The sequence below is a fragment of the Halorubrum sp. SS7 genome, from assembly GCF_005435055.1.
Lineage (GTDB): Archaea > Halobacteriota > Halobacteria > Halobacteriales > Haloferacaceae > Halorubrum > Halorubrum salinarum.
Window position 1 is genome coordinate 60,879 of the sequence record NZ_SGXV01000001.1, and the last position, 26,290, is coordinate 87,168.

The 26,290-nt window shown below is 70.9% G+C and carries 28 protein-coding genes; 23 read left to right on the top strand and 5 right to left on the bottom strand.

The annotated features are described in order from the left end of the window. The first annotated feature begins 74 nt into the window (after nucleotides 1–74). From EXE44_RS00320 to EXE44_RS00360, 9 genes are all read left to right on the top strand, one after another. Nucleotides 75–512, top strand: a complete 438-nt coding sequence (locus tag EXE44_RS00320; protein WP_137715473.1) for an SHOCT domain-containing protein — start codon at nucleotides 75–77, stop codon at nucleotides 510–512. 84 nt (nucleotides 513–596) lie between these two features. Further along, entirely contained in the window at nucleotides 597–842 is a 246-nt protein-coding gene (locus EXE44_RS00325; RefSeq protein ID WP_137715474.1) for a YhbY family RNA-binding protein, read from the top strand. Then, nucleotides 842–1,756, top strand: coding sequence for a mechanosensitive ion channel family protein (locus EXE44_RS00330; protein ID WP_137715475.1), 915 nt, complete (start codon nucleotides 842–844; stop codon nucleotides 1,754–1,756). Before EXE44_RS00325 ends, EXE44_RS00330 begins: the two co-directional genes overlap by 1 nt. Before the next feature lie 120 nt (nucleotides 1,757–1,876). Next, nucleotides 1,877–3,214 carry a Trk system potassium transporter TrkA gene (gene trkA / locus EXE44_RS00335; protein ID WP_137715476.1) on the top strand — a complete coding sequence of 446 codons (1,338 nt, stop codon included), beginning with the start codon at nucleotides 1,877–1,879 and terminating at the stop codon, nucleotides 3,212–3,214. Between the two features lie 5 nt (nucleotides 3,215–3,219). Then, a complete protein-coding gene (locus EXE44_RS00340) occupies nucleotides 3,220–4,722 on the top strand; it encodes a TrkH family potassium uptake protein (RefSeq protein ID WP_137715477.1) in 1,503 nt (500 codons plus the stop codon). Between the two features lie 114 nt (nucleotides 4,723–4,836). Then, entirely contained in the window at nucleotides 4,837–6,372 is a 1,536-nt protein-coding gene (locus EXE44_RS00345; RefSeq protein ID WP_137715478.1) for a TrkH family potassium uptake protein, read from the top strand. An 85-nt stretch (nucleotides 6,373–6,457) separates the two neighbouring features. Further along, nucleotides 6,458–6,898, top strand: coding sequence for a universal stress protein (locus tag EXE44_RS00350; protein ID WP_137715479.1), 441 nt, complete (start codon nucleotides 6,458–6,460; stop codon nucleotides 6,896–6,898). Nucleotides 6,899–6,954: 56 nt separating this feature from the next. After that, the gene (locus tag EXE44_RS00355; RefSeq protein WP_241991771.1) at nucleotides 6,955–7,827 is read left to right on the top strand and encodes a universal stress protein; all 873 of its coding nucleotides are present in this window, start codon (nucleotides 6,955–6,957) and stop codon (nucleotides 7,825–7,827) included. A 129-nt stretch (nucleotides 7,828–7,956) separates the two neighbouring features. Then, nucleotides 7,957–9,657: a methylmalonyl-CoA mutase gene (locus EXE44_RS00360; protein WP_137715480.1), complete on the top strand. Its 1,701-nt coding sequence runs from the start codon at nucleotides 7,957–7,959 to the stop codon at nucleotides 9,655–9,657. A gap of 62 nt (nucleotides 9,658–9,719) precedes the next feature. Here EXE44_RS00360 and EXE44_RS00365 read toward each other — a convergent pair whose 3' ends face one another. Next, nucleotides 9,720–9,956, bottom strand: coding sequence for a hypothetical protein (locus EXE44_RS00365; RefSeq protein ID WP_137715481.1), 237 nt, complete (start codon nucleotides 9,954–9,956; stop codon nucleotides 9,720–9,722). Between the two features lie 152 nt (nucleotides 9,957–10,108). On the opposite strand from EXE44_RS00365, the gene EXE44_RS00370 reads away from it, so the two are divergent. The 4 genes from EXE44_RS00370 to EXE44_RS00385 all read left to right on the top strand — a co-directional run bounded on the left by EXE44_RS00370 (nucleotide 10,109) and on the right by EXE44_RS00385 (nucleotide 12,940). Further along, complete coding sequence (locus EXE44_RS00370; protein WP_137715482.1) at nucleotides 10,109–10,873, top strand: 4-phosphopantoate--beta-alanine ligase; 765 nt, start codon at nucleotides 10,109–10,111, stop codon at nucleotides 10,871–10,873. 54 nt (nucleotides 10,874–10,927) lie between these two features. After that, complete coding sequence (locus tag EXE44_RS00375; protein ID WP_053772268.1) at nucleotides 10,928–11,377, top strand: Lrp/AsnC family transcriptional regulator; 450 nt, start codon at nucleotides 10,928–10,930, stop codon at nucleotides 11,375–11,377. A 101-nt stretch (nucleotides 11,378–11,478) separates the two neighbouring features. Continuing rightward, nucleotides 11,479–12,636 (top strand): DUF63 family protein, encoded by a 1,158-nt coding sequence (locus EXE44_RS00380; RefSeq protein WP_137715483.1) that lies wholly within the window; start codon nucleotides 11,479–11,481, stop codon nucleotides 12,634–12,636. Nucleotides 12,637–12,757: 121 nt separating this feature from the next. Then, nucleotides 12,758–12,940, top strand: a complete 183-nt coding sequence (locus tag EXE44_RS00385) for a hypothetical protein (RefSeq protein WP_137695145.1) — start codon at nucleotides 12,758–12,760, stop codon at nucleotides 12,938–12,940. A gap of 69 nt (nucleotides 12,941–13,009) precedes the next feature. Here the strand turns inward: EXE44_RS00385 and EXE44_RS00390 are convergent, their stop codons facing one another. After that, nucleotides 13,010–13,228, bottom strand: coding sequence for a hypothetical protein (locus EXE44_RS00390; protein ID WP_053772265.1), 219 nt, complete (start codon nucleotides 13,226–13,228; stop codon nucleotides 13,010–13,012). A 662-nt stretch (nucleotides 13,229–13,890) separates the two neighbouring features. Here EXE44_RS00390 and coaBC point away from each other — a divergent pair. From coaBC to EXE44_RS00440, 10 genes are all read left to right on the top strand, one after another. After that, on the top strand, nucleotides 13,891–15,060 hold the full coding sequence (gene coaBC / locus EXE44_RS00395; RefSeq protein ID WP_137715484.1) for a bifunctional phosphopantothenoylcysteine decarboxylase/phosphopantothenate--cysteine ligase CoaBC: 1,170 nt from the start codon (nucleotides 13,891–13,893) through the stop codon (nucleotides 15,058–15,060). 196 nt (nucleotides 15,061–15,256) lie between these two features. Further along, nucleotides 15,257–16,510 (top strand): monovalent cation/H+ antiporter subunit E, encoded by a 1,254-nt coding sequence (locus EXE44_RS00400; RefSeq protein WP_137715485.1) that lies wholly within the window; start codon nucleotides 15,257–15,259, stop codon nucleotides 16,508–16,510. After that, nucleotides 16,507–16,812 (top strand): cation:proton antiporter, encoded by a 306-nt coding sequence (locus EXE44_RS00405; RefSeq protein ID WP_053772262.1) that lies wholly within the window; start codon nucleotides 16,507–16,509, stop codon nucleotides 16,810–16,812. The genes EXE44_RS00400 and EXE44_RS00405 overlap by 4 nt, the downstream gene beginning before the upstream one ends. Further along, on the top strand, nucleotides 16,809–17,141 hold the full coding sequence (gene mnhG, locus EXE44_RS00410) for a monovalent cation/H(+) antiporter subunit G (protein ID WP_121562015.1): 333 nt from the start codon (nucleotides 16,809–16,811) through the stop codon (nucleotides 17,139–17,141). Before EXE44_RS00405 ends, mnhG begins: the two co-directional genes overlap by 4 nt. Continuing rightward, complete coding sequence (locus EXE44_RS00415; protein ID WP_137715486.1) at nucleotides 17,138–17,728, top strand: DUF4040 domain-containing protein; 591 nt, start codon at nucleotides 17,138–17,140, stop codon at nucleotides 17,726–17,728. The genes mnhG and EXE44_RS00415 overlap by 4 nt, the downstream gene beginning before the upstream one ends. Then, complete coding sequence (locus EXE44_RS00420; RefSeq protein WP_137715487.1) at nucleotides 17,725–18,423, top strand: MnhB domain-containing protein; 699 nt, start codon at nucleotides 17,725–17,727, stop codon at nucleotides 18,421–18,423. The genes EXE44_RS00415 and EXE44_RS00420 overlap by 4 nt, the downstream gene beginning before the upstream one ends. Then, nucleotides 18,423–18,935, top strand: a complete 513-nt coding sequence (locus tag EXE44_RS00425; RefSeq protein ID WP_137715488.1) for a cation:proton antiporter subunit C — start codon at nucleotides 18,423–18,425, stop codon at nucleotides 18,933–18,935. Before EXE44_RS00420 ends, EXE44_RS00425 begins: the two co-directional genes overlap by 1 nt. Next, nucleotides 18,928–20,556: a proton-conducting transporter membrane subunit gene (locus EXE44_RS00430; RefSeq protein ID WP_137715489.1), complete on the top strand. Its 1,629-nt coding sequence runs from the start codon at nucleotides 18,928–18,930 to the stop codon at nucleotides 20,554–20,556. The genes EXE44_RS00425 and EXE44_RS00430 overlap by 8 nt, the downstream gene beginning before the upstream one ends. Beyond that, a complete protein-coding gene (locus tag EXE44_RS00435; protein ID WP_137715490.1) occupies nucleotides 20,553–22,766 on the top strand; it encodes a proton-conducting transporter membrane subunit in 2,214 nt (737 codons plus the stop codon). The genes EXE44_RS00430 and EXE44_RS00435 overlap by 4 nt, the downstream gene beginning before the upstream one ends. Next, entirely contained in the window at nucleotides 22,763–24,541 is a 1,779-nt protein-coding gene (locus tag EXE44_RS00440) for a Na(+)/H(+) antiporter subunit D (protein WP_137715491.1), read from the top strand. The genes EXE44_RS00435 and EXE44_RS00440 overlap by 4 nt, the downstream gene beginning before the upstream one ends. A gap of 27 nt (nucleotides 24,542–24,568) precedes the next feature. Here EXE44_RS00440 and EXE44_RS00445 read toward each other — a convergent pair whose 3' ends face one another. The 3 genes from EXE44_RS00445 to EXE44_RS00455 all read right to left on the bottom strand — a co-directional run bounded on the left by EXE44_RS00445 (nucleotide 24,569) and on the right by EXE44_RS00455 (nucleotide 26,235). Beyond that, complete coding sequence (locus EXE44_RS00445) at nucleotides 24,569–24,925, bottom strand: hypothetical protein (protein ID WP_137715492.1); 357 nt, start codon at nucleotides 24,923–24,925, stop codon at nucleotides 24,569–24,571. Between the two features lie 49 nt (nucleotides 24,926–24,974). Further along, on the bottom strand, nucleotides 24,975–25,328 hold the full coding sequence (locus tag EXE44_RS00450; protein WP_004598213.1) for a hypothetical protein: 354 nt from the start codon (nucleotides 25,326–25,328) through the stop codon (nucleotides 24,975–24,977). Nucleotides 25,329–25,401: 73 nt separating this feature from the next. Then, nucleotides 25,402–26,235 (bottom strand): NRDE family protein, encoded by an 834-nt coding sequence (locus EXE44_RS00455; protein WP_137715493.1) that lies wholly within the window; start codon nucleotides 26,233–26,235, stop codon nucleotides 25,402–25,404. Nucleotides 26,236–26,290 lie beyond the last annotated feature (55 nt).

The following is a 26,290-nucleotide window of genomic DNA, read 5'->3' on the forward strand; positions in this document are numbered from 1 at the left end:
CGACGCGGCGCGGTGATCCGCTCCGACCCCCACCGCCGATACGATTTTGTACCGACGCGGGAACCGTGCTAGCGATGGCTGACGACGAGACCCTCCGCGAGCGCTTCCGCCGCAACGCGAGCGGCATCGCCGCCACGACTGTCACCGGGACGTGGCTCGCCGCCCTCCTGCTCGGGTTCGACTGGTGGCTCGGGTTCATGCTGTTCGGCTACATCGTGATCGTTCCGGTCGTCTCGATGCTGTTCGACGAGGAGGAGGCCGCCGGCGAGTTCGATCTCGATTCCGCTCGGACCGACCGCGCCGAGACGGCGGAAAGCGACGACGAGCCCGCCGCCACCGCGGACGCCCTCGAACGGCTGCGGACCCGCTACGCGAACGGCGACCTCACCGACGAGCAGTTCGAGCGCAAGCTCGACCGCCTCCTGGAGACCGAGACCCCCGAGGACGCCGCCGAGTGGGCCGAGCGAAACCGGGCCGCCGACCGGGAGCGCGACGTCGAACGCGAGCGGTGACGCGGCGGGCGGCGTCGCGGCGCGGCGGCGAGCCCGGCGCGACCGAACCTCAAGGTTCAATGCGCGCGGCCGACTCGACCGCGTATGAGCGACCAGGAACTGCGGAAGGAGGCGCACGACCTCGACGTCACCGTCTGGGTCGGGAAGCGCGGCATCGACTCCGTCGTCGACGAGCTGGCGGACCAGCTCGACGACCGGAAGCTGGTGAAGGTGAAGTTCCTCCGCGCGGCCCGCGGGGGCACCACGACCGAGGAGCTCGCCGAGGAACTCGCGGACGCGGTCGGGGCGGACCTGATCGAGACGCGCGGGAACACGGCGGTGCTCCACTGATGAGCGCCGCCGCGGGGCCGGCCGGCGTCGTCGCGGTCGCGGGGACGCTCCGACCGTACCTCGGGCCGGTGACGGACCTCGTCGTCGACGCCGCCATCTTCCTCGCCGTCGTCGTCGCGACGTACCTGCTCTACAAGGCGGTCGTCACCCCGCTCGTCACGCGGGTCTTCGACAGGCAGGGGCTCGACGAGCACGCCCGGCGCCCGCTCCAGAAGATCGTGGCGTTCCTCGTGCTGTTCGCCGGCGTCACGGTCGCGTTCGGCGCGGCGGGGTACCAGGGGTTCCTGCGATCGCTGGCGACGATCGCGGCCGCGGCGACGCTCGCGATCGGCTTCGCGCTCCAAGACGTGATCAAGAACTTCGTCGCCGGCGTGTTCATATACACCGACAAGCCGTTCCGCATCGGCGACTGGATCGAGTGGAACGGCAACTCGGGCGTCGTCGAGGACATCTCCTTCCGCGTCACCCGCGTCCGCACGTTCGACAACGAGCTGCTCACGGTGCCGAACCACGCCCTGACGAGCGACGTGGTGAAGAACCCGGTCGCGAAGAAGACGCTCCGCCTGAAGTTCGTCTTCGGGATCGACTACGAGGACGACGTGGAGAAGGCGACGGACATCATCGTCGAGGAGGCCGAGAAGAGCGACGCCATCCTCGAAGACCCCGCGCCGTCGGTCCGGCTCACCGAGCTGGCCGACTCCTACGTGGGCCTCCAGTCGCGGATCTGGATCGAGGACCCCTCGCGGGCGGACTTCGTGAAGGCGCGCGCCGACTACGTGAAGGCCGTCAAGAAACGGTTCGACGAGGAGGGGATCTCGATCCCCTTCCCGCAGCGGACCGTCTCGGGGCGCAACGAGTGGACGGACCCCGCGTCGTTCGGCGGCGCGGCGGGCGGCGCCGGCGGCGACTCGTAGGCTCGAACCCCTGAGATTCCGGGGTCGACCGGGCGAAACGCGTCGCGGTTTTACCGACGCGCGGGAGCCGCCCCGGGAGCGATAGTAACGAACTTGAGGGTCCGGTAACTGGGTGTGCCCATGTACGTGGTCGTCATCGGGGCCGGCGAGGTCGGGACGAGCATCGCCGCCAGTCTCGCGTCGGACCACGAGGTGGTCGTCGTGGACGTCGACCCGGACCGCGCGGAACAGCTCAAGTACGAACTCGACGTCCTCACCATCGCGGGCGACGGCACCTCCTCGGAGATCCAGTCGGCCGCCGAGGTCGACCGCGCGGACATGGTCATCGCCTGTACCGACGACGACCAGACGAACCTCGTCGCCTGCGGCACCGCCAAGACGCTCGGGGACGGGTTCACGATCGCCCGCGTCAAGAGCACCGACTTCCTCCGCACGTGGCAGGGCAGCGAGGGGGCGTTCGGCGTCGACTTCATGGTGTGTACGGACCTGCTGACCGCGGAGAACATCGTCCGCGTCATCGGGCTCCCGGCGGCCGTCGACGTCGACCCGTTCGCCGGCGGCCTCGTCCAGATGGCCGAGTTCGAGATCGCCGAGGGGAGCCCCGTCGCCGGACAGACCGTCTCGGAGGCGGACCGCTTCGAGTCGCTCACCTTCGTCGGCCTGTTCCGGGACGGCGACATGATCATCCCCCGCGGGGACACCGACATCGCCGTCGGCGACCGCGCGGTGGTGATCGGGAGCCCAGAGAGCGTCCAGTCGTTCGCGACCGACGTGGCGCCGGAGGCGACGCCCGACCGCGCCGACGAGATCGTGGTCGTCGGCGGCAGCGAGATCGGCTACCAGACGGCCCGACTCTTGGAGGAGCGCGACTTCAGGCCGCGGCTGATCGAACAGGACGCCGACCGCGCGCGGTGGCTCGCGGAGAACCTCCCGGACACCGTCGTCATGGAGCACGACGCGACGGACACGGAGTTCCTCGCCCGCGAGCACGTCGACGAGGCCGACATCGTCGTCACGGCGCTCCGCTCGGACGAGAAGAACCTCCTCATCTCCGTGCTCGCCAAGCGCCTCGGCGTCGACCGCGTGATCGCCGTCGTCGACAGCCCCGACTACGTCACCGTCTTCGAGGAAATCGGCATCGACATCGCGGTCAACCCCCGCACGGTGACCGCCGAGGAGATCACGCGGTTCACCTACGAGAGCGTCGCGGAGAACATCGCCGTGCTGGAGAACGACCAGGCGGAGGTCCTCGAACTCGAACTCACAGAGGGGTGCGGGCTCGTCGGCCGACCGATATCGGAGATCGTCGCCGACAGCGACGTGCGGTTCGTCATCGGGGCGATCACCCGGGACCACCGGCTGGTCACGCCCCGCGGTGACACGGTGCTCCAGGCCGGCGACCACGTCATCCTCCTCGTGGAGTCCGACTCCGTGAGCGACATCGCCTCGATGGCCTGAGTCCCGTGAGCACCAGCATCCGCGTCGGGTGGCGGGCCAGCGTGGGACTCACCGGCGACGTCCTCGCCGCCCTCCCCGTCCCGCTCGCGTTCCCCCTCCTCGTCGCGTTCTACTACGGCGAGTCGCCCGTCCCGTTCCTCGCGGCGATCGCGGTCTCGCTCGCGCTCGGCGCGGTGCTCCGATGGACGCGGGACCCGGCGGAGGACCTCGGGCCGCGGGAGGCGTTCCTCGCGGTGGCGCTGATCTGGTTCCTCGTCGCCGCGGTCGGCGCGATCCCATTCGTCGTGGCGGGGGTCGGCACGGTCGCGCACCCGGTCAACGCCATGTTCGAGTCGATGAGCGGGCTGACGACGACGGGGGCGACCGTGCTGCGCGACTTCTCCCTCCACTCGCGGTCCGTCATGATGTGGCGGCAGGTGATCCAGTGGCTCGGGGGGCTCGGCATCCTCATCCTGGCGACCGCCGTGCTCTCTGAGATCGGCGTCGGCGGGGCCCAGCTCATGGAGTCGGAGTCACAGACCCAGGACGTCAACAAGCTCACGCCGAAGATCTCCCGGACGGCACAGCTGATCTGGGGGATCTACTTCGGGCTCACGGGGCTGGCGATCGTCGTCTACTTCGCGCTGGGCCTCGCCGTCGACCCGCAGATGGACCTGTACAACGCGGTCGCGCACGCGTTCACGTCGGTCGCGACCGCCGGCTTCTCTCCGGAGCCGCTCTCGGTCGGCGCGTTCCACCCGCTGATCCAGTGGGCGGTGGTCCCGTTCATGGTGATCGGCTCGACCAGCTTCGTGCTGATCTACTTCGCCATCAACGGCGAGCCGATGCGCCTGTTGAAAAACGAGGAGTTCCACTTCTACCTCGGCGCGATGGGGACGCTCGCGTCGATCGTCGCCGTCTCGCTGTTCCTCGACCCGAGCACCGGGTTCGGCGCCGAGGCGACGGTCCGCCACGCCGTGTTCAACGTCGCCTCCATCGTCACGACGACGGGGTACGCGAGCACCGACTACGTGCTGTGGGCGCCCGCGGCGAAGCACATGCTGTTCATGGGCATGTTCGTCGGCGGGATGGTCGGGTCGACCACCTGCTCGATCAAGTCGCTGCGGTGGCTGGTGGCGCTGAAGTCGTTCCGGCGGAACCTCTACACCGCGATCCACCCCGAGTCGGTGCGGCCGGTCCGTATCTCGGGCAAGTCGATCGAGGAGGGGGCGATCCGCGACATCTACGCGTACCTCCTCCTCAGCATCGTGATCTTCTTCCTGCTCGCCGTCGTCATCGTCGTCGACGCCGAGCGGGCCGGGCTCCGCGTCTCCGAGTTCGAGGCGCTCGGCGCCGCGGCGACGACGTTCCTCAACATCGGGCCGGCGTTCGGCGACGCGGGGCCGTACGGCACGTTCGCGACGTTCCCGCTGAGCACGCGGGCCGTGATGGTCGTGCTGATGTGGATCGGTCGGATCGAGATCATCCCCGTCCTCGTGCTGTTCACGAAGGCGTTCTGGACCTCCTGACCGACGCCGACCCGCCGCGGTCCCCCGTTCGGCGCCCGCGGCGGCTCCGTCCATCGACGGCTTCTTGTCGCGCGGGCCTGCTACGACGGGTATCGGAACCCCCGAGGGACACTCGTGACACGGACCATCGACGCGCGGGCGACGCTCAGCTACACCGGGAGCATCGTGAAGCTCCTCTCGGCGTCCATGGCCGTCCCCCTCGTCGTCGCGCTGATCTACGGCGAGGACGCGCTCGCGTTCGCGGCGTCGATGACGGTGGCCGTCGCGATCGGCGCCGGGCTCGAACGGCTCGACGACGAGCCGGAGCTCGGCCCGCGGGACGCGCTGGCGGTCGTCTCGCTCGCGTGGCTCACCGCCGCGGTCGTCGGCGCGATCCCGTACGTGATCGCCGGCTACGGGACCCCCTCCGCGCTCGCGCACCCCGTGAACGCGCTGTTCGAGTCGATGAGCGGCTTCACGACGACGGGCGCGACCGCGACCGCGGAGATCAGCTTCGAGCAGCACTCCCACGCGGTGCTGATGTGGCGGCAGCTCACGCAGTGGCTCGGCGGGATGGGGATCATCGTGCTGATGATCGCGATCCTGCCGCAGCTGGCGGTCAACGGCGCCCAGCTGATGGAGTCGGAGGCGCCGGGGCCGGGGCTCCAGAAGCTCACTCCCCGGATCGTCGAGACGGCCCGCGCGCTCTGGCTCATCTACCTCGGGTTCACGGTGGCGATGATAGCCGTGCTGGCGCTGCTCGGACTCACCGGGTACGCGCCGGAGATGGACCTGTACAACGCATTCGCCCACGGGTTCTCCACGCTCCCGACCGGCGGGTTCTCGCCGGAGGCGGAGAGCATCGGCGCGTTCTCGCCGGTGGTACAGTGGGCGTTCGTCCCGTTCATGGTGATCGCCGGGGTGAACTTCGCGCTGTTCTGGTACGTGCTCAGGGACGATCCGCGGGAGATGTTCGAGAACACGGAGTTCCGGATCTACCTCGGGCTGGTGACCGCGTTCGCGGCCGTGCTCGCGGTGGGACTGTTCTACGGCGGGGCGCCGGCCACCGACATCGGCGGCATCACGGAGGGCGTCCCGGAGAACGCGCTCCGGCAGGCCGTGTTCCAGGTCGCGTCGCTGATGAACTCGACCGGCTTCGCGACCGCGGACTTCGCGGAGTGGGACACCCAGACCCAGTTCCTCCTGCTGTTCGCGATGTTCATCGGCGGCTCCGCCGGGTCGACCGGCGGCGGGATCAAGGTGATCCGCTGGCTCATCCTGCTGAAGACGCTCCGGCGGGAGCTGTACACGACGGCGAACCCGGACGTGGTCCGGCCGGTCCGGCTCGGCGGCGAGGTCGTCGACGAGGACGTGATCCGCGGGATCCTCGTGTTCACCCTGCTGTACTTCCTCGTGTTCGCGCTCTCGGCCGTCTTCATCGAGCTCGACACGGCGCGGATCGGCGAGCGGCTCACCGGTACGGAGGCGCTCGCGGCGTCGCTCGCGACGATCGGCAACATCGGACCGGGGCTCGGCCCGCTGGGTCCCTTCGGGAGCTACGAGTTCCTGCCGAACACGACGAAGCTGCTCATGATCGGGCTGATGTGGATCGGGCGGCTGGAGATCGTCCCCGTGCTCGCGCTGTTCGTCGCCGGCGTCGACGAGCAGTGACCTTCCGGGGCGCGGTGAGGTAATCGACGCGACGCCCGAGGACGCGAGGCCACCTTCTTAAGCGCCGCCGGCCGTACTACCTCGCATGGACGGACCCGACGACACCGGCGGCCAGGACCTGCTCGGGCACGTGCTCCTCCCGGTCGCGAACGAGGAGGACGCGCTGCGAACGGCGCGTGCGCTCGACCCCTACGACCCCGCGCGGGTGACCGCGCTTCACGTCGTCGAGAAGGGGGACGGCGTGCCGGACAAGACCCCCGTCGAGCAGTCGGAGGAGCTCGCGGCCGAGTCGTACGCGGCGGTCAGAACGGTGTTCCCCGACGCCGCCGAACACACGGCCTACGCCCGAGACGTTGTCGAGGCGATCTTCGACGCCGCGGACGAGGTGGACGCGAGCGCGATCGCCTACCAGTCGCGCGGCGGGAACCGCCTGGTCCAGCTCCTCTCCGGGGACCTGTCGGCCGAGATCGCGACCGACGCGCCGGTGCCCGTGATCGCGCTCCCCCGCGCCGACGCGGACGAATGAGCCGACGTCGCGCCCCCGGGAGCGGGTCGGCGGCGCGCTGACGCGGGGGTCGACCGATGCCGCACAGCGACGACCGAGCGACGGGGAACGGCGACGACCGCCCCGTCGTCATGGTCGCCCTCTCGAACCCGCGCACCGAGGCGGCGCTCGTCGCGCTCGCCGGCGCCATGGCCGCTCACCGGGGCGCCCGCCTCCTCGCGGTCCACGTCGTCACCGTCCCCGACCAGACCTCGCTGGAGAACGCGGCCGCGAACCGGGAGCGGCTCGACCGCTCCTCCGCCGAGCTGCTCTCGGCGGCCGTCGCCGACGCGGCGCAGTTCGACGCGCCGGTCGAGACGAAGACGATCCTCTCGCACCGCGGGATCGAGGAGGTGTTCGACGCCGCGCGGGCGACCGACGCCGACGCCGTGGTGATGGGCTACGGCGGGGCGCGGTTCGCGGGCGGGCGCGTCGAGGGCTCGCTGGACGAGCTGGCCCGCGACCTCCCCTGCGACTTCCTCGTCTTCGACGGGCGGCGGCTCGACCCCGCCGACGTGCTCGTGCCGACCGCCGGCGGCCCGTCGTCGGACCTCTCCGCCGAGGTCGCGCTCGCGCTCCGGGCGGCGGTCGGCGCCGAGGTCTCGCTGCTACACGTCGTCGAGGAGGGCGACGAGGCGGCGGGCCGCGAATTCCTCGCCGGCTGGGCCGAGGGGCACGGCCTCGGGGACGCCGACCTGCGCGTCGAGACCGGCGACGTGGAGGCGGCGATCGGTCGCGTCGGCGAGGGGTACGACCTCGTGATCGTCGGCGCCACGGAGCGCGGCCTCCTCTCCCGGATCGTCCGCGGGTCGCTCGCGTTCGCGGCCGTCGAGGCCCTCGACGCGCCGGTGTTGCTCGCGGAGCGCCCCACGCCGCGGTCGCTCCGCGACCGGCTGTTCGGAGGTCGGTGAGGCGAGCGCGGCGGCGGGCGATCGGCCCGAGCCGAGCGCGGCGAGGCGGTCGTTTCCGGGGTCGCTCGCGCGGCCGGCCCTTTCAGAATATAATGAATATTTATACCCGATCGGCGGGTAACGGGCGGTATGTACGACGACGAGGAGCTCTCCGAGATCCGCGAGGCGAAGGAGTCGTGGGAGGCGGAGACGCTCGACCCCACCCTCGACCGCCACGGAGAGCGGAAGTCGCGGTTCGCGACCGTCTCGAACCGCGAGGTCGACCGCCTGTACACCCCCGAGGACGTCGCCGACCTCGACTACGACGATGACCTCGGGTTCCCCGGCGAGGAGCCGTACACCCGCGGCGTCTACCCGACGATGTACCGCGGCCGGACGTGGACGATGCGGCAGTTCGCGGGGTTCGGCACCGCCGAGGAGACGAACGAGCGGTTCCGCTATCTCATCGACGAGGGGCAGACCGGCCTCTCGACGGCGTTCGACATGCCCTCGCTGATGGGGATCGACTCCGACGACAAGATGTCGCTCGGCGAGGTCGGCAAGGAGGGCGTCGCGGTCGACACGCTCCGCGACATGGAGGTGCTGTTCGACGGCATCGACCTCGCGGAGGTGTCCACCTCGTTCACGATCAACCCCAGCGCGCCGGTGATCTACGCGATGTACGTCGCGCTCGCCGACCGCCGCGGCGTCCCGCGCGAGGAGCTCCGGGGCACCCTCCAGAACGACATGCTCAAGGAGTTCATCGCGCAGAAGGAGTGGGTGATCCCGCCGGAGCCCTCACTCGACCTGGTGACCGACACCATCGAGTTCGCGGTCGCGGAGACGCCCAAGTTCAAGCCCATCTCCGTGTCGGGGTACCACATCCGCGAGGCGGGGTCGACGGCGGTCCAGGAGCTCGCGTTCACCCTCGCTGACGGATTCGCGTACGTCGAGGCGTGCCTCGACCGCGGGCTCGACGTCGACGAGTTCGCCCCGCAGCTCTCCTTCTTCTTCAACTCCCACAACTCGCTGTTCGAGGAGGTCGCGAAGTTCCGCGCCGCGCGCCGCATCTACGCGACCGTGATGGACGAGTGGTACGGCGCGGAGGCGGACGCCTCGAAGCAGCTGAAGTTCCACACCCAGACCGCGGGCCAATCGCTGACGGCCCAGCAGCCGCTCAACAACGTCGCGCGCGTCACGATCCAGGCGCTGGCGGGCGTGCTGGGCGGCACCCAGAGCCTCCACACCAACTCCTTCGACGAGGCGCTCGCGCTCCCCTCCGAGCAGGCGGTGCGCGTCGCGCTCCGGACCCAGCAGATCATCGCCGAGGAGTCCGGCGCGGCCGACATCGTCGACCCGCTCGGCGGCTCCTTCGCGGTCGAGAGCCTCACCGACGAGACGGAGGCCGAGGCGATGGCGTACATCGAGGAGATCCGGGAGATGGGCGACGGCTCCGTGCGCGACGGCGTTCTCCACGGCATCGAGCAGGGGTACTTCCACCGCGAGATCCAGGAGTCGGCCTACGAGTACCAGGAGCGCGTCGACGAGGGCGAGGAGACGGTCGTCGGCGTCAACGCCTACGAGATCGACGAGGACACCCGCCCGGACCTGCTGAAGGTCGACGAGACGACCCGCGAGCGCCAGCTCGACCGGCTGGAGTCGGTGAAAGCCGAGCGCGACGACGACGCGGTCGCGGCCGCGCTCGACGACCTCCGCGACGCGGTCGCGGCCGGCGAGAACGCCATGCCCGAGATCGTCACGGCCGTCAAGGCGTACGCGACGATGGGCGAGATCATGGAGGTGTTCGAGACGGAACACGGCGCGTACCGCGAGCGGATCGGCGTCGCCTGACGGCGGAACGGGAAAACCAAACCGGACGGGTCAGTCGGCCGCGCGACTCCGCGGGCCGCGAGCTACGCCGTCTCGACCGGCCGCGCGGACTCCGCGCACCACGCGTTCCCTCGGCGGCCCGCCCGCCGGAGGTCGAGCTCGACGACCGAGCCGGCGTCCAGCGCGGACAGCTCGGCCTCCACGTCGGGACCGTCGTACTCGACGACGTACAGCGTCCCGTTGCGCGGGTATTCGCGGAGCGTGATCGCCCCGTGGTCGTTACACGCTCTGACGACCGTGTACTTCCCAGTCCGATTCATCACGCGCGGCGTTTCGGTTTCCAGAAACTTAGTTATGCCATCCCTACGTGCGCGGCGGAGACGAACGAGGCCGGCGGGCGGACGCGGGGCGGCGATCCGGCGCCGCCGACCGCGAACGGTCCATTTTAACCGACCCGTCGCCTCCCTCGGGTATGACGGAGACGGAGATCCCCGAGGACCACCCCCGGTACGCGTCGCTCGTGACGCGCCACCGGATCGAGGCGGGCGTCGAGAAGGGGATCACCTCGAAGCAGGGGCTGATCGCGCAGGGGCGCGGCGAGGCGTTCGACTACCTCCTCGGCGAGCGCACGCTGCCGAGCGCCGACGCCGCCGCGCGCGCCGCGGCCGCGACGCTCCTGCTCGCCGAGCGCCCCGTGATCTCGGTGAACGGCAACGTCGCCGCCCTCGCGCCGAGCGAGACGGTCGACCTGGCCGCGGCGGTCGACGCCGACCTCGAGGTGAACCTGTTCAACCACACCGACGAGCGGGTCCGGCGGATCGCCGACCACCTGCGCGAGCACGGCGCCGACGAGGTGAAGGGACTCGCCGGCGACGGCGAGATCCCCGGGCTCGACCACGCGCGCGGCGTCGTCGACGCCGACGGGATCGAGGCGGCCGACGTCGTCGTGGTCCCCTTAGAAGACGGCGACCGCGCCGCCGCGCTCGACGCGATGGGGAAGACCGAGATCGTGATCGACCTCAACCCCGGGAGCCGTTCGCCGCGCACGGCCGACGTGCCGATCATCGACAACCTGATCCGGGCCGTGCCGAACGTCGCGGCGCACGCGCGAGACCTCGCGGACGCGACGCCCGCGGAACTGGAGCGGATCGTCGCCGAGTTCGACGCCGCCGCCGCGCTCGACGCGGCGGAGGCGGCGATCCGCGAGGGGTCGTTCGCGGACGCGGACGGGTCGTAGCCGCCGGTTGCTCCCGCCGGAAAACAAAAGCCTCCGCCCCCCGTACGGGCTCGTATGGAACTCGACGAGACGGACCGGGCGATCCTGCGAATCCTCCAGGAGGACGCGCGGACCCCGTTCTCGGAGGTCGCGCGGCGGATCGACATGTCCAGCGCGACCGTCCACGACCGGGTCAGCCGCCTCGAGGAGGCGGGCGTCATCCGCGGGTACCACGCCGACATCGACCCGAAGGCGGTCGGGTACGGCGTCGGCGCGTTCGTCGGCCTGCGCGTCGAGCAGGGCCGCGAGGAGGACGCGCTCGAACGCCTCCGCGGTATCGACGGCGTCCGCGAGATCCACCTCACCACCGGCGAGTGGGACGTCATCCTCCGGGTCGTCGCGGCCGACACCGACCGGCTCCGGGAGCTGATGTTCGAGCGGATCGCGGAGACCGAGGGGTTTTCGCGCTCGCAGACGATGGTCATCCTCGGCACCGACTACGAGCGGGCCGGGCCGCCGCTGTAGGCCGGCGCGGCGGGGCGCCCCGCGGCGCCCCGCGGCGCGACCGCTCGACCGCGTCGCCCGCGACCGGAACGCTCAACTCGGGACCTCCCCGAACGGTGACCATGAGCACAGGCCTCGCGGACGGGTTCGACCCGTCGCCGGAGCGCGCGTGGGCGGCTGTCGTCGGCGGCGTCACGGCGCTGTTGGCGGTCGGATCCGTCGTCTTCCCCCGCGTCGTCTACGACCGGTTCCTCTGGCGTTACTTCTGGGGGCCGGTGGTCGCGGACGGCGAGGGCGCGCAGTGCGCGGTCCGGGAAGCCGGCGGCACCACGGAGCTGCTCGGCAGCAGCGCGGCGTGCGAGGCGGCGCGGAGCGCCGGCGAGGTCGTCGCGGCGCCGGGGTACACGACCTTCTCGACGGTGAGCTACGTGGTGATCCTGCTGGCGATGCTGATCGGCGTCGTCTTCCTCCTCCGCCGGCTCGACATCGCGACGGAGCTCCGGTTCTTCTACGCGCTGTTCCCGTTCATGCTGTTCGGCGGGGCGATGCGGACGGTCGAGGACGCGGGCGTCGCCGCGACCGCCGCCGGCGTCGACCCGCTGATCGCGTTCCCGGCGAGCGCGGTGCTGATCAGCCCGTTCATCTACTTCACGGTGTTCCTGTTCACGCTCGCGTGCGTGCTGACGGCGTACGGCCTCGAACGCCGGGGCGTCGTCGACGACTACGCGCGGCCGCTGTTCGCGCTGGGGACCGCGGGGCTCGCGCTCGCGGTCGGCTACCTCGCGTACCTGGCGGCCACGACCGGCTACGTCACCTTCTACCCGCAGGTGCTCGTGCCCACGCTCGTCATCGCGACGGTCGCGACCGCGGCGACGTGGGCGCTGGCGACGCGTCGGATCGCGACGATCCGTCAGGGCACCGGCGCGGCGGGGATCGTGATCATCTGGGGGCACGCGATCGACGGCGTCGCGAACGTGATCGGTCTCAACTGGATGCCCGCGCTGACCGGCACCGCGAACCTCGTCCCGAAGCACGTCGTCAACGCGCTGATCGTCGATTGGACCGGGCGCCTGCTGCCGGAGTCGATAGTCTCCGTCACCGGCGACGCGTGGCCCTTCCTGCTCGTGAAGCTCGCGGCCGCGACGTTCGTCGTCTGGGTGTTCAACGGCGAGATGTACGAGGAGTCGCCGCGCTACACGCTGCTGCTGCTGATCACGGTGCTGGCCGTCGGGCTCGGCCCCGGCACGCGGGACATGCTGCGCGCGACGTTCGGGGTCTGAGGACCGGTCCGGCCGGTCGACGAAGCGTACCGGCCGGGAAGCCCCGTCATCGTAGTTCCCGCGAGCAGCCACATCGCGGACGACCGGAAGAAATTCCTGTGTTCTGACTGATTCGTTACACATGCCCTCCGAGATCGGTGGTCACTCGACTCGCGTGTACGCGGTCCAGACCGGCTTCTGGACGGTCGTCGTTGCCGTGGTCGCGAGCGCCGTCGGATACGGGAACTCCGTCACGTTGGCCGGTATCGGCATCGGTGGCGCGATTCTGGTTAGCGCGGTCGCCCTGGAACTCGCCGAGCGGTAGGCACGCAGCGATTACGGTCGGATCGAGATAGGCCACACGTGGTGGATTTCGGCGGTGCGCGCGCTCCTGTCACTTCATCTCTTGTCGGATGTGCTTATCGACCTGTCTGAAGAGGAGGAGCGCCGTGATCAGTCCGGTTGACGCCGTGCTGACGACCCCGGAGAGTCCGCCGGTGCCGAGAACCGCTAGTAGAACGACTCCGACGAGCGCACTCTGTACGAACCAGATCACGCCCCGGACGTACCAGTCCACGTACCCGTGGAACCAGGTGGGACTCGTGGAGGGCATAGATAATAATGGAAATATGTCTGTGTAAATAATTTTTTCTACACCGTACGATTCGTGAATTCAGCAGTCGATCGCGACGGGGCGCGACCAGCTCTTCCGTCGTGGATCTCAACGGCGGCATTACCGTGATACCCCAGCCGCTCAGCTGTACACGGCGGTGCGTGGGACGACGGGCGACCGTCCCTGTAGCCCCGGAAGCTCGGCCTAATGCTGATTCCATTTATGTACTAGCGGTCGCCACAAACGCCGCCGAAGTCCCAGTCCCGAGGCTGTACGACTCGGCTTATAAACCGCTGACTGACGTGAACACCACCGAAGCCCCAGTCGCGAGGCGGGCGCACGCTCGTTGCGCTCCTCCGTCGCTCGTTACACTCGCTCCTTGCGGTGCTTACATCGCCTGCGCCCGCCTCGCGACTGCCCCTTCGAGTCCCGCCCGACCGCACCCGCACAGCGCCTCGCGCCTCCCCAGCCTCGTCGGCCTCCCTACGGTCGGCCGACTCCCTCGCGCGTGCTGACTCGCGGCCGCCGGTGGCGGCCGCTCGCAGGCACGCGCCACGAAATCCCTTTATAAATTATTTTCCGGGGAACGCACTGGGGTCGGTTACCCGAGCCCGCTCCGCAACGACATCATATAAGCCGTCGGGGGCGGAACGGACTCGGTAATGCTGGACGGGGTCAACGTCGCGCTCGGCGTCTCGGGGAGCATCGCGGCGGTGAAGGTCGTCGAACTCGCGCACGAATTGCGCCGACAGGGCGCGAGCGTCCGCGCCGTCATGTCCCCGGCGGCGACGAACATCGTCCACCCGTGGGCGGTCGACTTCGCGACCGACGAGCCGGTCGTCACCGAGATCACCGGCGACGTGGAACACGTCGAGCTGTGCGGCCGCGAGGGGTGGGCCGACGTGCTGCTGCTCGCGCCCGCGACCGCCAACACCGCGGGGAAGGTCGCGGCCGCGGTCGACGACACGCCCGTGACGACCTGCGCGACGACCGCGCTGGGCGCCGACGTGCCGGTCGTGATGGCGCCCGCGATGCACGAGCCGATGTACGACCACCCCGGGGTGTTGGACGCCTTGGACCGCCTGGAGTCGTGGGGGGTCCGCTTCGCCGACCCGCGGGTCGAGGAGGGGAAAGCGAAGATCGCGGCCGAGGGCGACATCGTCACCGAGGTCGCGCGGGCGACGACGCCGCAGACGCTCGCCGGGACGCATGTCGTCGTCACCGCGGGGGCGACGAAGGAGCGGATCGACCCGATCCGCATCCTGACGAACCGCGCGTCGGGGAAGACCGGCCGGGCGGTCGCGCGGGCGCTGTACGTCCGCGGCGCGCGGGTGACGCTCGTCCAGGACGGGCCCGAGGTCCCCTACGCCGACGTGGTCGCGGTCGAGACTGCGGACGAGATGATGGCCGCCTGCCGGCGGACGGCGGCGACCGCGGACGCGCTGGTCTCCGCGGCCGCGATCTCCGATTTCACCGCCGACGCGGTCGGCGAGAAGATCCGGTCCGGGTCGCCGCTGTCGCTGGACCTAGAGCCCACGCCGAAGCTCATCGACTCGGTGCGCGAGGCGTACCCGGACCTCCCAATCGTCGGGTTCAAGGCCGAGACGTCGGGCGACGACGCGGCGATGGTCGCGGAGGCCGAGCGCATCCGCGACCGCGTCGGGCTGGCGTTCGTCGTCGCGAACGACGCGAGCGTGATGGGCGACGACGAGACGCGCGTCCTGCTGGTCGGCGAGGCGGGCACCGAGCCCGCGGAGGCGACGGGGTCGAAGGACGCGGTCGCCGGGCGTATCGCCGACCGGCTCGCGGCGACGCTCGACGCGTCGGCGTGAGCGTCGGCCGACCCGGTTGGTCTCGCGAGCGCTCGCGACGCCCTCGCACGGGCCGCGGGCCGTGCGGACCGTATCGCCCGCCTCCGGCAGGGTCCCCGCGGATACAAACTGTTTTGGGGCGGTAGGGTAACCACACGGATAGAGTAACCCATGTGTAAGGAGACGGTCACGCACGGCTCCGTGGGAGGTGTGGTGGGTGGCTGACGGCGACCCTCCGACCGGCCAGGTCACCGACGGCGACGCGCCGGCGGACGCCGCGGCCACGGCGACGGACGCGACGGCGGAGTCGGCGTCGGCCGGCGCGGTCATCGTTCCGGTCGAGCCGAGCTCCACGCTCCGCTCGACGGTCGCTCACGTCGCGGAGGCGGCCGCGGCCGACGGCGCCTCGGCGATCCACTTCGTCGAGATCGCCTCGTGGCGGAACGGCGACCCGGAGAGCGACGAGCGCGCCGCCGCGGCCGAGCGCGTGCTCGAACGGGTCACGTCGTGGGCGACCGCCGACCTCGACGACTCGGAGGCGGAGGCCGCCTCGGAGGTCGAAGTCGTCTCGGCGGTGCTCGGCGCCGACGACTACCTGTTCGGCGCCGACGACTACGTCCGCGTCCTCGCGGAGTACGCCGAGGCCAACGGGGCCGACCGCGTCGTCTTGGACCCCGAGTACACCCCGGTCGGGAACACGACGCTGCTCCAGCCGCTGGAGTTCGCGCTCTCGAACACCCCGCTGTCGGTCGAGACCGCGCCCGTCGACCGGCCGACGCGCCGCGAGCGGTTCCGGACCGAGGCCACGACCGGGCGGTTCGTGGCGCTGTTCGGCCTGTCGCTGGCGTTTTACCTCCTCCTCGGGGACCCGACCTACTGGTTCGACCTGGTGACGGGCGTCGCCACCGCTGCGGTCGTCTCGATCACCCTCTCGCGGGTGAGCCTCGACTCGAACCCGGCGATCCCCCGGACGCCGATGCGGATCGTCCGCGGGGTGATCTACGTCCCCGTGCTGCTGTTCGAGATCGTGAAGGCGAACCTCGTCGTCGCCCGGGTCATCCTCGACCCCCGGCTGCCGATCGAGCCGACGCTCAACCGGATGCGCGTGATCGTCGGGAGCGGGCTCCCGCTGATGACGCTCGCGAACTCGATCACGCTGACGCCCGGGACGCTCACCGTCCGGGCCCGCGACAGCGACCTCTACGTCCACTCGCTCCTCCCGTGGGCCCGCGAGGGGCTGTTCGACGGCTCCCTCGAACGGTGGACCCGGTTCGTCTACTACGGGCGCCGGTCGGCGCGGCTGCCGACGCCACGCGAGCGCGACGACGTGGCGATCCTCCAGGGCGACGAGGCGACCGAGGAGCTACCGATCGCCGCCGCGGACGGCGGCGCGGTCGAGGCGACCGACGCGAGCGGTGAGGCCGAGTCGACGACCGACGTGAGCGACGCCGACGAGGTGACCGACCGATGAGCCTCGTCGACGCGCCGCTCGCGGCCGGCTACACGCTCGGCGACTTCCTGCTCGTCGCGGCCGCCGGCTTCGCCGTCCTCGCGGTCGGGATGCTCTACCGCGCGGTCGTCGGGCCGACGATGCAAGACCGGGTGCTGGCGGTGAACGTCCTCGGGACGAACACCGTCGTCATCCTCGCCATCCTCGGCGCGGCGCTCGGCGAGCCGACGTTCCTCGACATCGCCTTAGTGTACGCGCTGCTCAACTTCCTGATGGCCATCGCCATCTCGAAGTTCACCGTCGAGCGGGGTGGTGTGCTGTGACCGCCGCGACGCTGGAGACGGCCCGCGTCTGGCTGGTCGTGGCCCTCACACTGCTCGGGCTGTTCTTCTCGTTCGTCTCGATGGTGGGCGTGCTCCGGCTCCCGGACGTCTACTCGCGGGCGCACACCGCCTCGCAGGCCGACACGCTAGGCGCCGGGTTCGGGCTCGCGGCCGTCGCGCTCACCGTCGGGCTGGCGGGGGCGGGATTCAAGTCCGTCCTCCTGCTGTTCTTCATCTTCGTGACGAACCCGACCGCGGCCCACGCCATCGCCCGGGCCGCCTTCGAGGAGGGAATCGTGCCGTGGATCGAGGGGGACGACCGCCGATGACGGGGGCGCTCGCGGCCGCCGGTCCCCTCGGTGCGCCCGTCGTCGCGCAGGTCACCGCCGTCGAGGCGAGCCTGTTCGTCTTCGTCGTGTTGACCGCGCTGTTCACCGCGCTGGCGCGCGACGTGCTCGCGGCGGTGATCATCTTCGGCGCGTACAGCCTCGGAATGGCCGCGCTGTACACGTTCTACCGCGCGCCCGACGTGGCGATGACGGAGGCCGCCATCTCCGCCGGCGTCACGACCGTGCTGCTGCTGCTCACGCTCGCGAAGACCACCCGAATCGACCACGAGGCCGCATTCGAGTCCGTGAATCTGCCCGCGGCCGGCGCGGCCGGCCTGCTGTTCGCCGGCCTGATGCTCACGATGGCCGACATCCCGGCGGTCGGGTCCGCGGACGCACCGATCTGGTCGAACCCGGACGTGACCCAGTGGTACATCGCTCAGACGTACGCGGAGACGCACGTCGAGAACACGGTGATGGCCGTGCTGGCGGCGTTCCGCGGCTTCGACACGTTCGGCGAGGCCGTCGTCGTGTTCGCGGCCGGGATCGCCGCCCTCATCGTCCTCCACCGGGAGGTGTTCGCATGAGCGGCACAGACGCCGGCCCCGGCGGGGACGCCGAGACCGCTTCCGACGGCGGGTTCGGTCGCGACCGCCCGCCCCGCGAGGACGGCCGCCTCGACTCGGACAGCCGGCAGGGCACCCCGTACACGGAGAGCCAGGTGATCATGCCGACGGTGAAGATCGTCGCGCCGTTCGCGTTCACCTACGGCCTGTTCGTCACCTTCCACGGCGCCGGCTCGCCCGGCGGCGGGTTCCAGGGCGGCGCCATCGTGGCCGCCGTCGTGTTCATGATCGCGTTCGCGTTCGGTATCGAGGCCACCCGGCAGTGGCTCGCGAACACCGTCGTCGTCGCGCTCGCGGTCGGCGGCGCGCTCGTGTTCGCCGGCATCGGGCTGGTCCCGGTCGCGCTCGGCGGCGCGTTCCTCCAGTACGAGCTGCTCCCGATCCCGGACCCGGTCAAGTACGGGATGGAGGGCGTCGAGATCTTCGGGATCGGCACCATCGTCGCCGGCGTCCTCATGGGCCTGTTCTTCGTCCTCGCGAAGGGGTTCGCCGACGCCGGCGGGTTCGCCGACGCGGACGCCTTCGACGACGAGGTCGGCGGCGACGCCGAGGGCGAGGCGTCGCCCGACGTGGAGGGCGAGAGCGCCACGACCGACGACGGCGGGTCGGACCCGGGCGCCCCGGGACCGGCCGCGACCGACGGGGGTGAGCTGTAGTGTCCGCCCCGCTCGGCGCCGGCGCGGCCGTCTCGACGCTCGCCTCGGCCACCGGCGCGGTCGACGTGCTCGCAACGAGACACGCGTACGTCGCGTTCGCGGTGCTGCTGTGCATCGGCCTTTACATGATGATCGCGAATCCGAACCTCGTGAAGAAGATTATCGGTCTCAACCTGTTCCAGACGGCGATCTTCCTGCTGTTCATCGCCTCGGCGTACGTCGACGGCGGATCGATCCCGATCGTCCCGACCGGCGGGCCGGAGGGCGGCCTCTACGTCAGTCCGCTCCCGCACGTCCTCGTGCTCACCGCCATCGTCGTGGGCGTGAGCCTCACCGCCGTCGGGCTCGCGCTGTGTATCCGGATCTACGACGAGTACGGGACGCTGCGGACCGACACGCTCCGCGAACTGCTCCGCGACGAGGGGTCGATCCCGTCGCGGCGGTCGCCGGGAGCGTCGGGGGCGGACGGCGCTGTCGAATCGCCCGAGACGGGGGGTGAGGCGGATGACTGACGTCCTCCTGCCGCTCGCGATCGTCGTCCCCATCGTGGCGGCGACGCTGCCGCTGGCGCTCGGCCTGCGGTACGACCGCGTCGGCTGGCCGGTCGCCGCGGTCGGGACGACGGCCGTGGCCGGGATCGCGGCCGCGATCGCCGCGGAAGTGGTGCTGAACGGCCCGTTCGACCACGCGCTCGGCGGCTTCCTCCCGCCGGTCGGGATCGAGCTCGTCGCCGACCGGCTGTCGGTCGCGGTGCTGCTGCTCGTGGCCGCGGTCTCGGTCGCGACGCTCGCGTTCGCGCGGGCCGCCGGCCCCCACGGGAACCCCTTCTACAGCGCCTACCTCCTGCTGGTCGGGGGCCTCGCCGGGATGACGCTCACCGGGGACCTGTTCAACCTGTTCGTCTTCCTGGAGATCACCGGGCTGACGACGTACGCGCTCATCGCCTCCGACCGCACCGGGGCGAGCGCGTACGCCTCGCTGAAGTACCTCGTCGTCGGCACCGTCGGCGCCTCGCTGTACCTGCTCGGCGTCGGCTACGTCTTCCTCGCGACGGGGACGCTCAACATGCTCGACGTCCAGGCGCAGATCGTCGCCCAGGCCGGCTACGGCGACCCGCTGGTCCGCGCGAGCTACGCGTTCATCGTGACGGGGCTGGCGCTGAAGATCGCCATCTTCCCGGTCCACTCCTGGCAGCCGGACGCCTACCAGCGGGCGCCGGACTCGGTCACGACGATCGTCGCGGCGCTGGTCTCGACGACGAGCGCGTACGCGCTCATCCGCGTGACCTACACCGTGTTCACGGTCGACTTCCTCGCGGCCAACGAGGGGATCGCGACCGCGCTGCTCGCCGTCTCGACGGTCTCGATCGTCGCGGGCTCCGCGCTCGCCGCGATGCAGTCGAACCTCAAGCGGATGTTCGCGTACTCCTCGGTCGCGCAGTTCGGCATGATCGGCGCGGCGGTCGCGCTGGCGAACGAGACGGCCCTGCTCGGCGGGATCGTCCACCTGATCGGCCACGCGATCCTGAAGTTCGGCCTGTTCCTCGGGATCGGCCTGCTCGCGCTCGGCTACGGCACCCGGCGGATCGAGGACCTCGCGAGCGCCGCGCGCGCCGCCCCGTACACGTCCGGTGCGCTCGCGGTCCTCGGGCTCGCCCTGGTCGGCATCCCGCCGTCGATCGGCTTCCTCGGCAAGTGGTACATCGGCGTGGGCGCGGTCGACGCCGGCCTCGCCGGCGGCGGCGCGGTCGGGATCGCGGTCGCGGCGGCGATATTCGTCAGCACGCTGTTCACGCTGTCGTACGTCGCGCGGCTGCTCGAGCGGTTCTACTTCGCCGGCGCCGGCCTCCCGGGCGACCACGGCGAGGTGCCCGGTGACGGCGCGGCCGCCGACGGTGGCCGCGCGGGCGACTCCGCCGCGACCGACGGCGGCGAGGGGTCCGTCGCGAAGACGGCCGACGGCCTCCCGGCGCCCGTCGAGGGCGCACCGCGGTCGTCGCTCGTCCCCGATCGGGTCCCGACGGCGCCGCTGTTCGCGCTCGCGCTTGCGGTGGTGGCGGCGGTCGGCCTCGGCTTCGGCGGCTTCTCGCTCGCGGAGTGGTTCGGCCCGTTCCTCACGGAGGTGTTCGCATGACTGACGTTGTACTCTCAGACCCACGACCCCTGCTGGCGGTTCTCGTCTCGTTCGTCGCGGCGCTCCTCATCGTCGCGTCGCACCGCTCGCCGAACGTCCGCGAGGGGTGGACGCTCGTCGCGTCGCTCGCGAAGTTCGGCATCGTCGCGTCGATGCTGCCGGCGGTCCTCGACGGCACGACCTTCGAGTGGACGGCCGGTGCGTTCCTGCCCGGCGTCGGCGCGCCGATCGAGTTCGCCCTCCGCGCGGACGCGCTCGGCATGCTGTTCGCGTTCCTCGCCAGCGGGCTCTGGATAATCACCTCCTTCTACAGCATCGGCTACATGCGCGGGCTCGACGAGCCGAACCAGACCCGGTACTTCGCGGCGTTCGCGGTGTCGCTCGCCGCGACGATGGGCATCGCGTTCGCGGGCAACCTCGTGACGATATTCGTCTTCTACGAGCTGCTGTCGATCGCGACGTACCCGCTGGTCGCGCACGACGAGACGGCCGAGGCGCGCTCGGCCGGCCGCAAGTACCTCGCGTACACGATGTTCGGCGGCGGCGTGCTCGTCCTCGCCGGCACCGCGCTCGTCTACCTGCTCGCGGGCAGCGTCGACTTCACCGCGGGCGGCATCGCGGAGCTCGCGAACGCCGACCCCGGGCTGGCGATGCTCGCCTTCTTCCTGCTCGCGATCGGGTTCGGCGTGAAGGCGGGGATCATGCCGCTCCACCAGTGGCTCCCCGAGGCGATGGTGGCGCCGACGCCCGTTTCCGGGCTCCTCCACGCGGTCGCGGTCGTAAAGTCCGGCGCGTTCGGCGTCTCGCGGGTCGTCCTCGACGTGTTCGGCCCGGAGCTCGTCTTCGACCTGTCGCTGCCGCTCGGCTTCACGGCCGGGCTCGTGCTCTCGACTATCGGCGCGATCACGCTCACGGCGGCCTCGCTCATCGCCCTCCGGAAGGACCACCTGAAGCGCCGGCTCGCCTACTCGACTATCAGCCAGCTGAGCTACATCATCCTCGGGCTCGGCCTCTTCGGGTGGTACGGGCTCGTGGGCGCGCTCCTCCACATCCCGGCGCACGCGTTCATGAAGCTCACCCTGTTCTTCTGTGCGGGCAACATCCACGTGTCCACCCATACGGACTACATCTCGCAGATGGCGGGGATCGGCAAGCGGATGCCCCTGACGATGGGGGCGTTCACTGTGGCCTCGCTCGGGATGGCCGGGATCCCGCTGCTCGCCGGCTTCGTCAGCAAGTACTACATGCTCATCGGCGGGGTGCGGATGGGGATGAACTTCACCCCGGTCGCGTACTACCTCGCCGGCGCGCTGCTGCTCTCCGGCGTGCTCAACATCGCGTACTTCTGGCCCGTGATCTACACCGCCTTCTTCGAGGCGGAGGACGCCCACGACGCGAAGCCCCTCGTGGACTTCCCGCTCGGGGGCGAGTCGCGGTCGATCGTCGCGGCGACGGACGGCGGCCGCGGCGATGACCACGCGGCGACGGACGGCGGCCGCGGCGATGACCACGCGGCGACGGACGGCGGTCGCGCCGGTGACGACGCGGACGAGGGAAGAGACGGGGCGAACGAGGAGGACGACGACGCGGAACCCGCCGGCGACGTCGACGACATCGTCGTGGAGGCGGACGACTCGGACGGACCCTCGTCCGCGCCCGACGGCGTCGACGAGTCCGAGGTCCCCGACGCCGACCTCGACGACCTCCCGACCGACGAAGAGGGGGTCGTCCGGCCGGACTTCGCGGCGACCGAACGCGACTTCTCGGAGCCGGCCGAGCGCGTCGACACCGGCGACTATGCTGTCGACCAGCGGCCGTCCGACGCCGACGTGCCGTTCGGTCCGGGACGCGACGACGCGAACTCGACGGACACGGGCAAGCCGGACGCCGGTGACGCGGACCGCGTCGCCGACGCGGATCGCGGTCCCGACGACCCGCACGGCGACCACGACGACGAGCCGCACGGCGGGCACGACGCCGACACGCACGACGACGGCCACCACGGCGGGCCGCCGCCGGGCGGCTGGGAGCACATTGCCGGCCTCGACGCGCTCCGCGGCCGGGAGTCGACCTGGTTCACGCTCGGGCCGATCCTCGCCGCGATGACGCTCGCGGTGCTGCTCGGCGTGATCCCCTACGAGATGGGCTTCCTGGAGCTGATCGAGCTCATCGTCGACGCGCGGCTCCCCGAGGGGGTGGTCCGCCCGTGACCGCCCCCGTCGGCCTCCTGACCTCGATTCCGCCGTACGTCCTCGTCGCGTTCGCGGCGCTCGCGGTGCTGGCGCTGCCGCGGCGGGCGGGGCACGCGGTCGCGGCGCTGGCGACGGCGTTCACCTTCGTCCAGGCGGTGCTGCTGGGCGACGGCGGCACCGGCGCGCACCTCGCGACCCAGTTCCTCGGCTTCGAGGTCGTGTTCTTCAACGTCGACCAGTTCTCGCTGCTGATGGGCGTGGTCGTCGGGTTCCTCGCGACCGCCGCGGTGCTGTACGCCTACGGCAGCGAGGCGCCGACGTGGCTGTCCGCGTTCGCGTTGCTGTACGTCGCCACGACCCTCGGGACCATCTACGCCGGCGACTGGCTCACCTTGGTCTTCTTCTGGGAGCTGACGGCGGTCACCTCGACGCTGCTCGTCTGGCAGCACGGCGGGGCGGCCGTGCGGGCCGGCTACCGCTACGCGCTGTTCCACGGCACCGGCGGGACCATCCTACTCGCAGCGGTGGTCGTCCACTTCGCGAACGCCGGGACGTTCCTGTTCTCGGAGACGGCCGGGATCGACCCGGCCGCGACGGTGCTCGCCGCGATCGGGATCGGGATCAACTGCGGGTTCATCTTCCTGCACAGCTGGCTCCCCGACACCTACCCGCGCCCGCACGTCGCGGCGTCGGTGTTCCTCTCGGTGTTCACGACGAAGACCGCCGCCTACGTGATGTACCGCGCCTTCCCCGAGGGCGGCATGTGGCTCGCGTACCTCGGCGGGTTCATGGCCGTCTACGGCGCGTTCTTCGCGCTGCTCCAGTACGACCCGCGCCGCCTGCTGTCGTACCACATCCAGGCCCAGCTCGGCTACATGCTCGCCGGCTTCGGCCTCGCCACGGCGGTCGGCGAGTTCGCGGTCGTCGGCGGCTTCGCGCACCTGTTCAACAACGTCCTCTACAAGAGCCTCCTGTTCATGGCGGTCGGCGTCGTGGTGTACCGGACCGGAGTCGAGGACATCCGCGAGATGGGCGGGCTCTGGCGGGTGATGCCCGTCACCTTCGTCGTCTACCTCGTCGGCGCGGCCTCGATTACCGCGGTGCCGGGGTTCAACGGCTTCATCTCGAAGGGGATGGTGCTCGACTCCGCCCACGAGGTACACAACTACGTCCTGCTCTTAGACAGCGGGCTGCTCTGGTGGCTGCTCGTCCTCGGCGGCGTGGGGACGTTCATGTCGTTCATCAAGCTGGGCTACTACGTGTTCTTCCACGGGTCGGCGACGCTGTCGCCCGACGACGCCACGCCGTTCCAGACGGTCGGCATGGTGCTTGCCGCCGGGGCGTGCGTCTTCTTCGGCGTCTTCTACACCCAGCTGATCGAGGTGATGCCGTTCACCGACCTCATCCTCAGCGACGAGGTGTACTTCAAGCCGTACAGTCGGAGCCACCTGACCGAGAGCGCGGCGCTGCTCGTCGCCGGGTTCGTCGGCTTCTTCGCGCTGAAACGCCCGCTCGGCTGGCTCGCCCACCGGATGCCGGACGTCGACCGCGTGCTGTTCCCGGCGGCGTTCTACCTCGGGCGCGGCTCGGTGTGGGGCGTCACCGAGCTGTGGGCCGCCGTCGACCGCGCGACGATGGCGCTCGCGGGCGCGACGATGCGGACCGCGACGCGCCCGCGAGAGGTGCTCGCGCGGGCCGGGATCGACACCGAGATCCGCGCCGGCATCGGTCGGAGCGTGCTATTCTTGACGCTCGCGGCCGGAATCGCGCTGTTCGCCTTTCTGCTGGCCTGAGCCGGGATCGCTCCCGTCTCCGGCCGCTCACGCCGTCCCGTCGTCGAGCCGACGCGCCTGTTCGCTGAGCGTGAGGAACGCGACCGCGCCGAAGAACGCGACCACGAACCCGAAGACTGCGGCGTCGCCGTCGGCGTAGTGGCCGAAGAGGATCGGAGTGACGCTCAGGCCGAAGAGGCCGAGGGCGTAGCCGATCCGGTCGGTGCGGTCGTCGAACCGGGGCGCCGCCGCGAGCAGCGACACGTCGAACGCGAGGTAGAAGTAGGCGGCGCCGGCGTAGACGGCCCCCGTGCCGAGGGCGGTCGGGAGGGACGGGACGAGTTGGTAGAGGCCGAGGGCGGCGAGGAGGCCGACGCCGGCCGCGAGGGGGAGGGCTCTGTTCACGGACGCCCGATCCGCGAGCGCAGTGATAAAAGCCGCGAGCGACCGGCGCTCAGTACTCCTCGTACGCGAGGTTCATCATCCACTGCGAGAAGGCGTCGGCCTGCGCGTCGACCTCCTCCTCGCCGATGAACGGGGAGAGCATGTCGTCGGCCATCAGCAGCGAGAAGTCCAGGTCGCGCGGGGCGGGTTCCAGGTAGTAGGTGTTGTGACCGTCGTAGACGGTGTCTTCCCGCTGGATGACCCCCGCCTCCTCCAGGGACTCGGCGATGCGGCTCCCCTTCCGCGAGGAGACGTCGAGCTCCTTCCAGAAGTCGCTCTGGTGGATGCCGCCGGTCTCGCGGATGAGTTCGAGGCCGGCGCGCTCGTCCGCCGACAGGTCGGACTCGATTTCGGACGCGCTCATACTCTCTCACGCCCCCCGAATCGCTTAAAACTGGCTTTCCGGTCGCACGCTCCGCGACCGCACAGCGGCCGTCTCACCGGCGAGCGGTCGCGAAGTCCTCGGGAAGCGACACCGGTTCCGCGGGCGTCTCGCAGGGCGGGCCGTCGGCGTACGCCATCTCGGGCTCGTCGCCGGTCCGGATCCGGGTGAACGACCGGGTGCCGAACTCGTCGCCGTGGAGGCAGGCGCCGTACTCGTGGTCGGCGAGGACGCCGCTCGCGCGGTCGAGCCACGGCGCCCCCGACTCGCCCGGCTCCGGGACCAGGGCGGCCGCGATCCGTCTCGCGCTGTCCGCGCGCTCCTCGCCGAACGCCCGCCGCCGCTCGGGGACCGCGAACCGCTCCGTACCGTTGACCACGCCGCCGACGTTGCCGACGACGTGGACGCCCGGGTCGAGCCTGGTCGCGGCGAGGCCGCCGTCGTACGCCAGCAGGAACGCCGCCCGCTCGTCCGCGAGGACGAGGTTGAAGCCGTCGTAGTCGCGCTCGTCGAGCTCGCGCTCGACCGCTCGCACCGCCGCCTCGGCGGAGGGGGCCGTCAGACAGTCGCGGACGAGCAGCCCGCGCGACCGGTCGCCCTCGCGGTCGGCGTCGAGCCACCGGTTCGTGACCGCGACGACGAGGCCGCCCTCGGAGACGCCGATCCACGTCCCGCCGGCCTCCGCGTCGCGCGGAGCGACGTACCGGACGCGCCCGCCGGCGTCGCCGTCCGTCGCGCGGCTACCGTCGCCCGCCCGGCCGCCGTCACCGCTCGTTCCGCCGCGAACCGCGGGAGGCTCGCTCGGGCGGTCGAGCGCCTCGTCGCGGGTGGCGGCGAGCGCGACGGGCGCGTCGCCGAACGCTCGCCACGCGAGAGTCAGGGTACACACGACCGCACGTACGCCGGACCGACTGAAAACTCCCCCGGGGAATCCGGAGCACGTG